Annotated in this window: 10 protein-coding genes and 1 pseudogene; 5 read left to right on the forward strand and 6 right to left on the reverse strand. The window is 38.9% G+C overall.

The window, feature by feature from the left end; genetic code table 11:
• Positions 1 to 6 precede the first annotated feature (6 nt).
• Positions 7 to 807, forward strand: a complete 801-nt coding sequence (locus tag PHO71_RS15380; RefSeq protein ID WP_300205002.1) for a DUF4595 domain-containing protein — start codon at positions 7 to 9, stop codon at positions 805 to 807.
• A 160-nt stretch (positions 808 to 967) separates the two neighbouring features.
• On the opposite strand, the gene PHO71_RS15385 is transcribed toward PHO71_RS15380, so the two are convergent.
• Positions 968 to 1,786, reverse strand: a complete 819-nt coding sequence (locus tag PHO71_RS15385; RefSeq protein ID WP_300205003.1) for an alpha/beta hydrolase family protein — start codon at positions 1,784 to 1,786, stop codon at positions 968 to 970.
• 15 nt (positions 1,787 to 1,801) lie between these two features.
• Complete coding sequence (locus PHO71_RS15390; RefSeq protein ID WP_300205005.1) at positions 1,802 to 2,239, reverse strand: DUF2007 domain-containing protein; 438 nt, start codon at positions 2,237 to 2,239, stop codon at positions 1,802 to 1,804.
• A 100-nt stretch (positions 2,240 to 2,339) separates the two neighbouring features.
• Here PHO71_RS15390 and PHO71_RS15395 point away from each other — a divergent pair, with 100 nt between their 5' ends.
• From PHO71_RS15395 to PHO71_RS15410, 4 genes are all read left to right on the forward strand, one after another.
• Positions 2,340 to 4,718, forward strand: coding sequence for a TonB-dependent receptor (locus PHO71_RS15395; RefSeq protein WP_300205006.1), 2,379 nt, complete (start codon positions 2,340 to 2,342; stop codon positions 4,716 to 4,718).
• 37 nt (positions 4,719 to 4,755) lie between these two features.
• Positions 4,756 to 5,535 carry a M48 family metallopeptidase gene (locus tag PHO71_RS15400; RefSeq protein ID WP_300205007.1) on the forward strand — a complete coding sequence of 260 codons (780 nt, stop codon included), beginning with the start codon at positions 4,756 to 4,758 and terminating at the stop codon, positions 5,533 to 5,535.
• Between the two features lie 287 nt (positions 5,536 to 5,822).
• Positions 5,823 to 7,112 carry a hemolysin family protein gene (locus tag PHO71_RS15405; RefSeq protein WP_300205009.1) on the forward strand — a complete coding sequence of 430 codons (1,290 nt, stop codon included), beginning with the start codon at positions 5,823 to 5,825 and terminating at the stop codon, positions 7,110 to 7,112.
• A 54-nt stretch (positions 7,113 to 7,166) separates the two neighbouring features.
• Complete coding sequence (locus tag PHO71_RS15410; protein WP_300205010.1) at positions 7,167 to 7,643, forward strand: copper resistance protein NlpE N-terminal domain-containing protein; 477 nt, start codon at positions 7,167 to 7,169, stop codon at positions 7,641 to 7,643.
• Positions 7,644 to 7,863: 220 nt separating this feature from the next.
• Here the strand turns inward: PHO71_RS15410 and PHO71_RS26235 are convergent, their stop codons facing one another.
• From PHO71_RS26235 to PHO71_RS15425, 4 genes and pseudogenes are all read right to left on the reverse strand, one after another.
• The gene (locus tag PHO71_RS26235; protein ID WP_367279906.1) at positions 7,864 to 9,435 is read right to left on the reverse strand and encodes a glycoside hydrolase family 95-like protein; all 1,572 of its coding nucleotides are present in this window, start codon (positions 9,433 to 9,435) and stop codon (positions 7,864 to 7,866) included.
• 69 nt (positions 9,436 to 9,504) lie between these two features.
• Positions 9,505 to 10,326 (reverse strand): annotated as a pseudogene (locus tag PHO71_RS26240) (glycoside hydrolase N-terminal domain-containing protein); the annotation flags it as partial.
• 41 nt (positions 10,327 to 10,367) lie between these two features.
• Positions 10,368 to 13,865 carry an alpha-L-rhamnosidase gene (locus tag PHO71_RS15420; protein ID WP_300205012.1) on the reverse strand — a complete coding sequence of 1,166 codons (3,498 nt, stop codon included), beginning with the start codon at positions 13,863 to 13,865 and terminating at the stop codon, positions 10,368 to 10,370.
• Positions 13,866 to 14,374: 509 nt separating this feature from the next.
• Positions 14,375 to 15,535 (reverse strand): porin, encoded by a 1,161-nt coding sequence (locus tag PHO71_RS15425; protein WP_300205014.1) that lies wholly within the window; start codon positions 15,533 to 15,535, stop codon positions 14,375 to 14,377.

A 15,535-nucleotide genomic window follows, 5' to 3' on the forward strand; every position in this document is an offset into this window, starting at 1 on the left:
ACAACAATGAAAAAAGTTATCATTTTATTGTGTCTCATATGGGGAATATCCGGTTGTTCTGATGAAGAAAAAGACAGTAGCACTAACCACCAATGGACTATTACTTTAAATGAAACCATGACTAATGATTCTTATCCTGTTAGTAAAACAGAGAAGTTTCTATTTGATCAGGACCAATTGCTAAAACATACTGTCCGGCAGACAGTATTGGAAAGTGAAATTAATCATGAAGTTAATCTTACTTATTCTGAAAATAAAGTAATTGCTGCTACTGAGATGACTACATCCACTTATATACTGAATGCCGAAGGATATGCCAGTCAATGTACATATGATGAATCCGACCTGAAACGTGAATATAGATTTTCTTATTCAACTGATGGGTATCTGACAGAAGTTATTGAAAATATAAATAATGAGGTTTATTCCACATTAACTCTTACTTATAACAATGGAGACTTACAATCCATTACTTCTAGCCTCAATGGAATCAGTAATAAAATACTATATGAACCCGGAGAGGAAAGCTCCCAATATAATTTACCATGCTTAGATGTACTCGATACTTATCCGCTTTCATTACACACAGAAGCTCTTTATGCGGGATTATTAGGTAAAGCTCCGCGACATCTTACAGCATCTATTAAACCTGAAGGAAACGATAGCGAGTATACGACTTATAACTACCAATTTAACCAGAAAGGAGAGTTAAGTCAAATACACAGTCAGACTACTTACCCGAATGGTAATTCAGAAAATTACTATCCTAATCGCCGTATAGTTTCAATAAACTATAGCACCCAATAATTTTAGTTTTACATTAGTAATTAAGATATTTGCTCATGCCTTTCAAAAAGGATATTCTAATGCAACATTAAAATGATATTTCATTGACCAAATAAAATGGTAAGGACATATGTACTGTCCTTACCATCTCCATATAACTACGAATCCAGTTTAAATAAAATTATTTTTTAAAGAACTTATCAAAGAAAAGAATCTGATAATCAATAGAATTATTCCAATACTCACTTGTATGTCCTCCAGGACGTGTAATAAAGTCATGATCTATCTTATGTTCCACCAAACGGTTGTGCAAGTCCTTATTTACATTCAAGAAAAAATCAGCTTCGCCACAATCAAAAATAATAGCCAATTCACCATTCTGCAACCCATCAAGTTGATTGATCACGGTATGCGCATCCCACACTTCCTTATTAGACTCGTAATCACCCAGCTGAACCGGCATATCCCAATTCTTTGGGAACGGACGAATATCGACTCCGCCACTGGTACTTCCACAAGCACCAAACGTATCTTTATGACGAATGCCGGTCCACATACCACCGTGTCCACCCATACTTAGTCCTGTGATTGCACGCCCCTTGCGGTCGGCAACCGTTTTATAGTTTTCATCAATGTATTTCACCAATTCCGATGAAACAAAAGTTTCGTAACGAAACGCCGGATTCTTCGGACTATCCCAATACCAACTATTCTTTCCATCTGGACAGACAAATATAATACCCTTCTCGTCTGCAATCTGAGGAAGATTTGGTTTAAATCCAACCCATGTCTTAGCGTTTCCTCCATAACCATGAAGCAAGTATATAGCCGGACAAGCTACTGCTTTCTTTCCCATTGCCGCATCCGGTATTACCACTACCACTTGAACCTCCTTATTCATGGAAGGGCTTTTAACTAATAACGTATCTACTTTGGCAGCAAAAGAGGGAGCTACCAAAGCTAATAATAAGGTAATTAATAAAAATCTTTTCATTTTCATGTATATAATTATAGATTATTCTTCTTTCTCCTCCTCTGTAGACAAGATTTTAGAGGCGGGTATTTCAAACGCACGGTGACACTGCTTGCATATGTATTCCCAATAACTGTTTCCGGGAGGTACAAACGCACACGCACAAATTATTGCTGTACCAATTGCCTGTCCTCGCTTACTTTTCCTCAATACAAACTTTATATCTTCCGAACCACAATAAGGACAATATTTCAAATCCTCAGGCCAACTTTGGTTCTCTTTTAATATCTGAACTGCCCTTTCATACTCATCTTCCATAACAAATATATCTACTCCTGCTATGTTATTCACAAAACATCTATACAGGAAAGAGAAGTTCTCATTGTGCAAAACTGATTCTATGCCCTCATTCTCTAATGCACCCTGAAGAATATGAGCTGTCATTGCATCGTTGCAAGTAATTAATTTTACTGTTCTCATAGCAAACAAGTTTTTATCATCTGCACAAAAATAAGACATAAAAATGAGATGATAAAACAAAATTCAACTAACTTTGCATTTACTAAACCATAATAGCATTATGAAAAGATTCTCAGGACTCTTATTATTTTTTTGTACAACAATCACCCTACTTTCAGCACAACCTGTTCATCAGGTGAAAGGAACAGTGATTGATAAAAACAGCCGTGAGCCATTGGAATTCATCAATGTGATGATAATTGGCTTGAATCAAGGTACTGTTACTGATGCAGAAGGGCATTTTACCATTGACAAAGTGCCACCCGGTATTTATCGTCTGCAAGCCACAGCCATTGGATACAAAAGTGTAACAACTCCCGAATACATCTTATCAACTAAAAATCTCAATGTCTCCATAGAGATGGAAGAGAACCTGACAGAACTTGAAGGAGTAACCGTTACCGTCTCTCCTTTCCGACGTAGTGTAGAAAGCCCTGTCAGCCTACGCATTATTGGTTTGCAGGAAATAGAAAAGAGTCCGGGAGCTAATCGAGATATTTCCCGAATCGTTCAATCCTATCCGGGAGTCTCTTTCTCACCAATTGGCTATCGCAATGACTTGATTGTACGAGGTGGGTCGCCTTCTGAAAACCGTTTTTATCTTGATGGAGTAGAAATTCCAAATATCAATCACTTCAGTACGCAAGGAGCATCCGGTGGTCCGGTAGGAATCTTGAATGCAGACCTGATCCGTGAAGTAAATTTCTATACCGGGGCTTTTCCCGCGGACAAAGGAAATGCACTCAGTTCTGTACTCGATTTCAAGTTACGCGATGGAGATATGGAACGTAATTCTGTGAAAGCTACCCTCGGAGCTTCTGAAGTATCTTTAGCCTCGAACGGACATTTTGGTAAAAAGACTTCATACTTGGTATCGGTCCGTCAATCCTATCTGCAATTTCTGTTTGATATGCTAGGACTTCCTTTCTTACCGACTTTTACAGATGCACAATTCAAAATAAAAACCCGCTTTAATGCTCAAAACGAACTAATTGTTTTAGGATTGGGAGGTATCGACAAGATGAAATTAAATACTAAAGCCGATAGTGAAGATAATGAATATATTCTTAGTTACCTTCCCAAAATAGAGCAAAGCACTTTCACTTTAGGAACTGTTTACCGTCACTATGCAGGTGCACATATACAATCGGTTGTAGCTAGCCATAGTTATATGAACAATCGTAACACCAAATATTTTCAAAATGATGAAAGCAATCTGGATAATCTAATGCTCCGACTGCGTTCTACGGAACAAGAGAGTAAGCTACGTCTAGAAAATAGCTCCTCTTTCCGTAACTGGAAAATTAATGTTGGCGTCAATCTGGATTACAGCCAATATACCAACACAACATTTCAACGGGTATATACCGACCGTGCAGGAATGTTCGACTATCATACTTATCTGGGAATCATGCGTTGGGGCTTTTTCGGAACTTTCAATTACACTTCAACGAATGACCGTTTAACTGCTTCTTTAGGACTAAGAGGGGACGCTAACAACTATTCTTCAGCAATGAAGGATCTCTCCGATCAGCTATCACCCCGTTTATCCCTCTCCTACCAATTGACCGATCATTGGACTGTAAGCGGAAATGCCGGACTCTATTATCAGCTCCCTCCTTACACAGCCCTCGGTTTTAAGAACAACAACGGACAATTTGCCAATAAGTATACACTCCAATATATGAAGGTCAGCCAAGAAAGTCTGGGAATTAGTTGGCGTAAAGGAGACTCTTTTGAAGTATCTCTCGAAGGATTCTATAAAGATTACGACAAAATACCTCTTTCGGTAGTAGACAATATTCCATTGACCTGCAAAGGAAATGATTATGGAGTAATCGGCAATGAGCTTCTCACTTCTACTGCACAAGGACGTTCTTACGGAGCAGAGTTATTACTAAAATGGCTGATAGCGCAAAAATTAAACTTAGCTTCTTCATTCACCCTCTTTAAAAGCGAATACCGCAACAATAAAGAAAGTGAATACATTGCTTCTGCATGGGACAACCGATTTATTTTCAATCTACGAGGTACTTATTATTTGCCTCACCAGTGGAGCGTCGGCATGAAACTAAGCTGCATCGGTGGAGCTCCATACACCCCATATGATGCTGATAAATCTTCGTTAGTAACTGCCTGGGATGCTCAAGGTAAACCCTATTATGACTACACTCAATACAACATGGAGCGATTACCGGCCTTCAGTCAAGTAGACATTCGTATCGATAAAACATTTTATCTGAAACGTTGTATGTTAGGCTTCTATATCGATCTGCAAAATATCACAGCCAGTAAACTGAAACAGGCTGACGTATTAATGAGCACAGGAGAAATCAAGAATCCTGAAGTTCCTATAGGTGATCAACGTTACGTTATGAAAGCTATCAAACAAGAAAGTGGTACTATATTACCTACTCTGGGAATCACTTTTGAATATTAATCCGACATATATATTTATGAATTAAATAATCACTAAAATGAAAAAACAAATTGCACTACTGACCTTGTTACTTTTAATCATGAATTGTTTTGAAGCTACCGCCCAATTCGGTAAGATCGGTAAAGCAATCCAAGCAGGAAAAGATGCTGTACAAGCTGTAACTTTATCAGATGCGGATATTGTCAAAATAAGCAAAGAATATATGGTTTGGATGGATTCTATAAACAAACTGACAAAACCAGATAGTGAATATGGACAACGATTGGAGAGACTTACCGGAAATATCAAGGAGGTAGACGGGTTACAAGTGAACTTTGGAGTATACGAAGTAGCAGATGTAAATGCCTTTGCTTGCGGAGACGGTAGTGTTCGCATTTGTGCCGGACTCATGGATGCCATGACAGATGAAGAACTAATGGCAGTAGTAGGTCACGAAATCGGTCACGTAATTCACACGGATTCCAAAGATGCCATGAAGAATGCTTATATTCGTTCTGCCGTAAAAAATGCAGCAGGTATCATTAGTGAAAAGCTAGCCAAACTAACCGAATCTCAGCTAGGGACAATAGCTGATAATTTATCCAGTGCTCAGTTTTCTCAGAAGCAAGAAAATGCGGCTGACGACTATAGCGTTGAATTTTGCGTAAAGAATAACATTGATCCTTATGCCATGTCCAAGGCATTGATCAAATTGGAGGAACTGTCTGCCGGTGCTCCTAAAGTTTCCTATCTGCAAAAGATGTTTTCTTCTCATCCGGACACCATGAAACGTATAGAACGAGCAAAGGCAAAAGCTGACACCTACCCTAAAAAATAGTTATCAATAGGGTATCTGTCATGCAGAGCGTAGCGAAGCTTTTCTTCTTCGCCTTACTATCAAGACAGTGAAGATCTTTCACTTACGTTCCGGATGACAGAGACTTTTGCATATGATCTGTTAATTAAGATACATTACTTCATAAATAAAGTATTCCCATCATATCAAGCTGTATTTGTCAAAAGGTTCAACAGCCGTTTATTAAAAATTCATTAATATAATGGTACATATTTGTATGCTGTCATGATTTGATGTAAATTCGACGCATAAACCATTTAACTCCATTTATGGAATTTTTAATCATTATTCTTTTACTTGTACTCAATGGTATCTTTGCCATGTACGAAATAGCCTTAGTATCTTCTAGTAAAGCTCGTCTCGAAACCCTTGCAAGTAGGGGAAACAAATCTGCTCGTGGTGTACTCAAACAATTGGAAGAACCCGAAAAGTTTTTATCTACCATTCAGATTGGTATTACTCTTATCGGTATTATATCCGGTGCTTATGGTGGTGTAGCCATTGCAGACGATCTTGTCCCTCTCTTTTCAATGATTCCCGGAGCGGAGCTATATGCTCGCAACCTGGCGATGGTAACTACAGTAGCTATCATTACTTATCTGTCGCTCATCATTGGAGAACTTGTTCCTAAATCCATTGCTCTGAGTAATCCGGAACGCTATGCAACATTATTCAGTCCGGTCATGATTCTGCTGACAAAAGTATCTTATCCTTTCGTCTGGTTACTTAGCATATCGACGCGCTTGCTTAGCAAGGTCATCGGTGTTAAGAACGAAGACCGGCCAATGACACAGGAAGAAATTAAAATGATTCTTCACCAAAGTTCGGAACAGGGAGTGATTGACAAAGAAGAGACCGAAATGCTGCGTGATGTATTTCGTTTCTCGGATAAACGTGCGAATGAATTGATGACCCACCGCAGGGATTTAATATTTCTTCATCCCAACGATACACAAGAAAAAGTAATGAAGACCATCGAAGAAGAACATTACAGCAAATATCTGCTAGTGGATGAACGTAAAGATGAAATCATCGGTGTTGTATCCGTAAAAGATATTATTCTGATGGTAGGCAATAAAAAGATATTCAATTTGCGCGAAATAGCCCGTCCTCCATTGTTTATTCCAGAAAGTTTATATGCAAATAAAATTTTAGAGCTGTTCAAGAAGAACAAAAATAAGTTGGGAGTTGTTGTAAACGAGTATGGTAGTACAGAAGGGATTATCACCTTGCACGACCTGACCGAAAGTATCTTTGGAGATATTCTTGAAGAAGATGATACCGAAGAAGAAGATATTGTGAAAAGACAGGACGGTTCGATGCTGGTGGAAGCCTCTATGAACATCAAAGACTTCATGGATGAAATGGGAATCTTATCCTACGAGGACCTGGAAGATGAAGACTTTACTACCCTTGGCGGACTGACAATGTTTTTGATAGGACGTATTCCGAAAGCCGGAGATATTTTTACCTACAAGAACCTGCAATTCGAAGTAATTGATATGGACCGTGGACGAGTAGATAAACTGCTGGTCATCAGACGGGACAATGAAGAATAAAAATTAAACAGAGCAATAGCTCACTATATTTATATTAACTTAAAGCACTTAAAGATGAAAAAATTAATTATGTTAGCAGCCGTTGTAGCTGCTTTGGCATCTTGCCAGTCAAAAGCAAACAAAGCCGCAGAGGCAGAAGCAGACAGTCTTGCACTTGCAATGTCTCCGATCACAGAAATGACGGAAGTTTTTGAAGGTACACTTCCGGCTGCTGACGGTCCGGGTATTGACTATGTACTGACCCTGAATGCTGCTACCGACGGTGTAGATACTATTTATACGCTGGATATGACTTACCTTGACGCAGAAGGGCAAGGCAAAAATAAGACCTTCACTTCTAAAGGTAAACAACAAACCGTTAATAAAATAGTGAACAAAAAGCCTAAGACTGCTGTTAAATTGACTCCGGAAACTGGTGATGCTCCTATGTATTTTGTTATTATCAATGACACTACCTTGCGTTTGGTAAATGATAGCCTGCAAGAAGCTGTCAGCGATTTGAATTATGATATTATTAAAGTTAAACAATAAACCGAACCTTAACCATTTAAAAAATGCTCTGCCAAGATTTAATCTTGCAGAGCATTTTAGTTTTATAAAGAAAGAAATAGAATAGCCCGACTTTGGAGCAACTTTCCACCTGTCTCCATTTGTCGAATTTAGATGAGAGATATTTTATTGGATAATAACATCCAGCTCGTTATGTATGTACGTTTTCTCACATTTTATAATCTGACTATTTCCGTTTTTTTCAATTATCAGTAGCAGTTACTATATATATACCTCCCTTTTTTGTATCAAATTTATTTATATAATAATTGCCTTCTTTTACCTGATTGGATATAACTCCTTCTATCCGAATCGGGACTTGAGTTCTTAAAACACACTTATTTCCCATATTCGACTTGATTTTAGCCTCTTTCAACCCTAGTTTTTCCCAAACAATTTCCACTTCAAAGTTTCCTCTGGCTTTTAAACCTGATACACTTCCAGAAGGCCAGGCGTTTGGTAAAGCCGGTAACAAATGAAGTTCTTTCAAATGACTTTGAAGAAGCATTTCTATAAATCCCGCTGTTGCTCCAAAGTTACCATCAATCTGGAAAGGTGGATGAGCGTCGAAGAAATTCGGATAAGTTCCTCCTACTCCACTTGCAGAAGGATCACAGTAATGCATAATTTCACGTATCATTTTATAGGCATGATCACCATCTAATAGTCGGGCGGCAAAGTTAATTTTCCAGCCCTTACTCCATCCTGTACCTTCATCTCCGCGAATTTGAAAGGTTTTATTGGCAGCTTTTGCCAGTTCAGGAGTTGTCAATGGAGAAATCTGACGTCCGGGATGCAAACCGAATAAGTGAGAAAGATGTCGATGCCGAGTATCCGTCTCTTTATATTCTTTACTCCACTCCAACAATTGCCCTTGCGAACCTATCTGATAAGGGAATAGTTTTTCCTTTTTCTCTATCAACTGCTTGCGAAACTTCTTGTCGATGCCTAAGACTTCCGAAGCTTCAATCAGATTCGTAAAGAGATCGCGAATAATGGCCATATCCATCGTTGTTGCTTCTGATACTGCATAATATTTGTCATTTACCCAAAACCAATTTTCCGGTGAAGTAGACGGAGAGGTTATCAAATACTCATCTTTTTGCACTAACCAGTCGAAACAGAACAATGCAGCTTCTTTCATTACCGGATAAGCCTCATTTTTCAGAAAATCCTTATCACCGCTAAAGCAATAATGTTCCCATAAATGCTGACAGAGCCAATTGCCTCCCATATACCAATTCGCCCAAACCGGTTCGCCTTGCCCACAATTTCCAACGGCATTGCTCAATCCCCAGATATCTGAATTATGGTGAGCCACCCATCCCCGTGCACGATAGTATTCTTGTGCAGTTGCTTTTCCCGTTTTTGATAGATTCTTAATAAAATCGATCAGCGGCATATGCATTTCCGACAAATTGCCTGTTTCAGCCGGCCAATAATTCATCTCAGTATTTATATTGATGGTATAATTTGAACTCCAGGGTGGACGAAATTCTTTATTCCACAAACCTTGCAGATTAGCAGCCGAGCCACCCGGACGAGAGGCAGAAATCAACAGATATCTTCCATATTGAAAGAAGAGTTCCTCTAATCCCGGATCATAATTTCCATAAGAATAAAGCTTCAGACGAAAATCCGAAGGGAGCTTTTCATTCACTTTGTTATTCAGTGTGTCAGTCAAATGTAACGCTACACGATTAAAGAAACTACCAAAATCTGAAATGTGTTTTCTTTTCAATTCGTCGTAATTAATAGCCATTGCACTATCCATCCTTCGCTGCGAAATGATTTTCTCGTCTTTACCTTCTTTATCCGGATGTCTATCAAAACCGTTGAAACTAGTTGCTACTGACAATAATAAGGTTAATCCGTCGGCATTCTTCACATGGATACCATTTTCATCTGCCTGAACAGTTCCTCCGACTGGTAAAGCCTTTAAAATAGCCTGAACACGCATACCTCCAAGTCCGTCAGCATCTAATTGCTCAATTGCCGGTTTACCCGGTCTGTTATGATAGACAGGATCTACATGGACAGGGGCTTGCCCATTCATATAAAGTATAGTATTATCTTTAGCAGTGACCGTATTTTTAAGAAGACTGTTCAAAGCAATATCCAACGTAAGTTTCCCGGATTTATTAACAGTGAAACTTATTACCATAACGCTGTCCGGAGCTGAAGTAAATATTTCACGGGTATATTTCACTCCTCCGACAACAAATTCGGTAGTAGCAATAGCTTCATTCAAACCCTATTTTCTTACGTAGCCCGATGAATGCACTTTACCATCAAAACTTTGTTTGATGCGAATGTCGCCCAAAGGAAGAAAGCTTTCTGTAAAATACCCCTGCATTTTCTTGCAAAGCTCAGTAGCTTTCTGATAATCATCCTTAGCCAATGCTTCACGTATAGGTTTCAGATATTTAAATGCGTCAGGATTTACATTCTTTTTTTGTGGTCCGCCAGACCACAAAGTCACCTCATTCAACTGTATCACCTCATTCTCGATACCACCGAATACCATTGCTCCGATTTGCCCATTTCCGAGAGGCAATGCTTCTACCCATTCCTGCGCAGGATGTTCATACCACAATTTCAGATTTTCCTGAGCATTTAGTGACAATGTCATCAGTGCCAACGTTAGTAGTTTTAGTCTTTTCATTATTCGTTTTTCATTTTTTATAAACAGATGTTACCTGAACCCTACCTCCCTATCTTAAAAGAATAGTCACCCGAAGAAAGATCTAATACTACTTTCCCATCTTCCGCACCTATATATTTCACGCCTTTGCTTTTCTTCAAAGACTGATTCCCCTCCGAAATCTCTTTCAACGAAGCGGCAGGAAGATAGACGCGGGCAGTTGTATTGGCAGGAACGGTGCATTGATAAACCAATACATCCTTTTCGTGCCTCCAACTACTTTTAATGCGTCCATACATTGAATCAAAATAACCATTTGCATAGGTCATTTTTCCCGTTGTATCTACTTCCGGTTTCAAGATGAAATGTTTAAATCCGGGATAGTTTTCATCACGCTGAATACCTAACGAATAATTGCACATCCATGCACCAACGGCACCAAAAGAATAATGATTAAAAGAATTCATGCTATTATTACCACCGAAACCATCAAGATGAGTATATGAATTGAGTCGTTCCCAAATGGTTGTAGCTCCCTGTTCAACAGGATAAAGCCAGGATGGATAAGTAGTTTGCTGCAACAATTTATAAGCAATATCCTGATGCCCGTTTTCAGACAAAGCCTGATTAATCCAGGCTGTACCTATGAAACCTGTCATCAAAGAATAAGGAGGGCATTCTCGTCCCTGATCGGTTTTATTATTTCTGGTCACCGTCTGCACAAGGTGTTCTGCCAATTTATCTTTCATTGCAGAGTCCACCAGATTGAATGCTAAGGGAAGTACATAAGATGTCTGGATATCCACAAAATCACCTTTCTTCGGTCCATCGGCTCCGGAAGCTATAGTTTTTCCGGTAGCAGGATGAATATAGGTACGAGCAAAAAAATCTCGTCGTTCGGTAGCTATTTTTTTGTACCATTCCGCATCTTCATTCTTATTCAAAGCCATGGCTATTTTCTGCATTAAGTCAAGATCACGAATGAAATAAGACTCCCATAACAACGTTTTATCATTCTTTCCGTCTTCTAATCCCAACCAGTCACCTAAATTCCATCCGGCACGTTCTTGAATCAGTACTCCGGTAGAAGGGTCAAAACATTTTTCGAGGACATATTGTATGTAGTGCTTCATGGCATCATAATGCTCGGATAAAAGCACACGATCATTATATTGTTGGTATGACTCCCACGCCACTGTAATACCCGCACTTCCCCAAAGCAGACCGCCAAAACCTCCTCCAAGAGGAGCTATGTCCGCGAAACGTCCGTCTGCCCGCTGAGTTTGACGCATGGCAAACATATGACGGCGTAAAAATTGAGGCAGAGAGGCCATATAAGTAGCCGTACGTGAAAAAACCGAGATATCACCGCCCCATCCAAGCCGTTCGTTACGTTGAGGGCAGTCCGTAGGAACTGACATAAAATTAGCATAAGTAGACCACAATATATTCTGCCATAGTCGGTTCACCTCTGCATTTGAGGTTTCATAGTTGGCTGTGAGACCATCAATAGAACTTAAAACCACTCCTTTGACAGATTCTAACGGAAGCGGCTTTTCGATGCCTGTAATCTCCAGATAACGATAACCATGATAGGTGAACCGCGGAGAAATAGTTTCATCTCCGCCTTTCGTGATGTAAATATCCTGTGCCATGGCTCCACGGATATTTTCAAGCATGATCATACCAATATTTCCCTTATACTCCGGCAAATCAGGATAAGTCACTTCCGCAAAACGCAGATATACTTTTGTTCCCGGTTGAATTCCGGATAAACTAATCTTAGGAACTCCTGCCATATTCTGTCCCATATCATATACAAAAACACCCGGACGGACTTCATTCACAGAAATAGCGGTAAGCTCTTTTATAGCTTTTATTGTTTGTCCGAATTGTCCGGTCATACAAAAGTCCGAATAATCGTTAGCTGTTGCCCAACCATGACTACCGGCAGTACTTACAGTTCCATCAAGCATAATTTCCCGGACCGGTTTCCATAACGTTGCTTTATAATCGGGAGTGCTCCATCCCTCTATCTGTTTTTCATTTCGGGCATCATATATCTCACCTTGGAAGAAACTGCCATAACGTATGGGACCTTCATTGAAATATTGCCAACAAGATGGATCAGTCACCACCACTTTTTCCGTTCCGTCAGCATACGTGACGACAAGTTTAGCCAGCAATGACTGACGATCACCAAAATAATTCCAAAGTTCTCCCGAATAGGTACATCCTCCACTCCACCAACCTTCTCCTAACAGAGCACCGATTACATTTTCTCCTTCCAAAATGTAATCGGTCACATCAAAAGTCTGATAGATATGCATCTTGTTATATTGTGTCAGCCCCGGATTAAAATAATCATTCCCTATCCTATTTCCATTCATGTAGACTTCATAGATACCTCGTGAAGTGGTATAAAGTCGCGCTTTCTTTATCTCCGGTTTCTCCGAAACAAATTGCGTACGGAGCATAGGCATTGAATTCCTACTTGGGTCCAATGTCCGAAATGAACCGGGACTTGTTGCAAATTCAATCTTACGAATGATGTTGGAAGGCTGCTGATAATGCCGGATCCTGATCTCTGAAAAATTTGCAGACTGCCCTTCCGAAAGCGAATAACCAACATCACCAAGTACAGGGAAAGTAATGAAATCACCGCCACGACCTATGGGATTAAGATTGACCTCTCCAATTTTATTTTGGTCATTATCAATAAATAGATGAGTGATACCATATATGGAAGTTAATGACAAGATATGCTTTTCATATTTATTATTTTCATTGATCAACGAAGCAGGAACAGTCAGGCTTTTCAACGGAACCTCTTTCCGGTCGGCAGGATGATAACCAACACGATAAACATTGACTTGTGCCTCTTTGCCTGAAATGAGCGGAGCAATATCCAGTTCTATCATTACATAAGATTCATCTTTGGCATTTTGTAAATGATACAGGTTTTTAAATTTATTCATCAAACGATGATCATTTGCTCCATATATAAACCCTGCCTTAGTAGAATGTGATTGTTTGTCAAGCTGTAAAGCAAAGTCGAGACGATACACCGGAAGATACTGCGAATGTAATGCTTGGTCATCATCGCCACCTCCAATCCATTTGGCACCTCCCCATATCTCATCTGTATCATTCCGGCACATTAATCCGGTTTCAAACCACGAAGAAGCTGATACGCTTTTGCCTTTAGTATCCCAGACACGGAGTGTCCACAAGTAATGCGTAACTGGTTGTAAAGATTGTCCTTCATATTCAATATTCAATGACAGGTCGCTAACTACTTTCCCGGAATTCCACACTTCAGTTCCATGCTCATCTGTTACAGTAATCTGATATGCAGCCTGCATACATCCTCTCCGATCCGAAGAGACTGCCATTTGCCAGCTAAAACGAGGTTTTTCCACGTCGATGCCCAACGGAGTTTCTGCATATTCTACTTGCAATTTCTTTAAATAGAAAGAAGATTCCGCTGCACAAAGCAGATAAGAATATACAGTAAATAAGCTAAAAACAAGCAACCTGCTAACATTTAAGTATTTCATATAAGATATATTATAAGGTACATATAAAATAGCAACTTCTTCAGATATGATAATCTACTTTAAAACCACATCTTCTACCTTCCAATATTCTGCTAGTCTTCAAACTTATTCCTTTGGCAAATACTTAAAATAATGCCGGATAATGAACATAATATTAGATTTAAACTTCGTAATTACAATGCTATGACGAAATCTTTCAGATCAGTTAAAACAGAATAAAATGATTTCTTACTTCTAGTTCGACAAATGTTCAGCCCCAAATAGGCAAAAACATATAGAATAAAGAATGCATTGCATAATAATTACAATAATAAAGGCTTTGCAAGTTATAATTATCTACGTGAAATAATGACAAATAGGTCTTTTATTTAATATCATTTTAATTTTATTTATGTAACCTGTTATAAAAGTCATCTTTTGCTCTTCTGAATAGTTGATAAGAAAGTAAGGCTCATTGAAGAATCACTGTAAATTACCGAGAGCAAACTATTCTTGAAAGTTCTACCAATTTAAAAAATAAATTGAAACCGTCCCTGAATAATGCTAAAATCAGTAGGAACTATTTCTTTAATATGTTTACCAGGCATGAAATAATTATAATTCAGTTTAATGGCAATATGCTTGCTTATATAATAATTGAGTCCGATAGAAAAATCTTTTTCCATTCCTCCATCAATACCAGCTGAACGGTCGTTCAACGTCAGATAATTGAAACGGGCACATAGCTCCAAACTTTTGCCTTCAGGGCGACCAGGACACGCAACTTCTTCATCATAAAGATAGTTCTGTCCTAATAATAACCATGAACATTGCACATAGGCTCCTTGTGCCATATAATTATTAAAACCGTTTGCACGTTTTACATGAGTCCGGATATACTCACTTTGCAAGAAAAATTTATGATAATAGATGAGCAATTCTGTCCCGACCTTAAACTGTGATTCTGCATTTCCAACATCCGCCAAAAGGAGAATCCGATTATCAATCGTACTAATTCCAGGAGATTTATAAGTAAAGGTATTTACATTCTGATCTTCGGGCAGTACACCATCCGGTGTACGGTGAATAGCAGCCAAACCGATGTGAACAAGTTTCTCTTTTGCATAAACCGGACGATAGACCAAACGGGCATCAATCGCATATCCTTGAGAGACATTCTTTAAATTACTCAAATCATTATCTGTGAATAACCCACCACAAAAATAATAACGATGAGTATTATAAGAGTAAGCCACTCCCATACGCCGACTATTTGTCAAAGCCAGTACTGCTCCTGGAGATTGATTGAAACGGAGGTCGAAAGTACTGCATAGCATATCCAAACTGAAAGGTTCATAGAATTGTCCTATCTGAATAGAGTGATTCTTATACGAATAAGAGGCAAAAGCATCTTTAATTGCTGCTTTGTTTCCTGCATATCCCATCTCCAATTTCATTTTCCAGTTCTGATATGTTGCTTTTACTCCAATACGAAGATCATTAAATTCCAGACCATTTCCAAAATGATTGGAGTTCTTCATATAAATACCACCGTCCATCAACAGACGTCCCGTGATTTTATATTGAAGTGGGTCTGCATTATTCTGCGCATTTGCTGTAAATGTCACTAAAATCAATATCTGAAATATGATAAAAAAGGATTTTAGGTAGGTTCTCGTTAGAAGTACCAT

Origin of the sequence: Bacteroides sp., from assembly GCF_028690125.1 — a bacterium.
Taxonomy (GTDB): Bacteria; Bacteroidota; Bacteroidia; order Bacteroidales; family Bacteroidaceae; genus Bacteroides.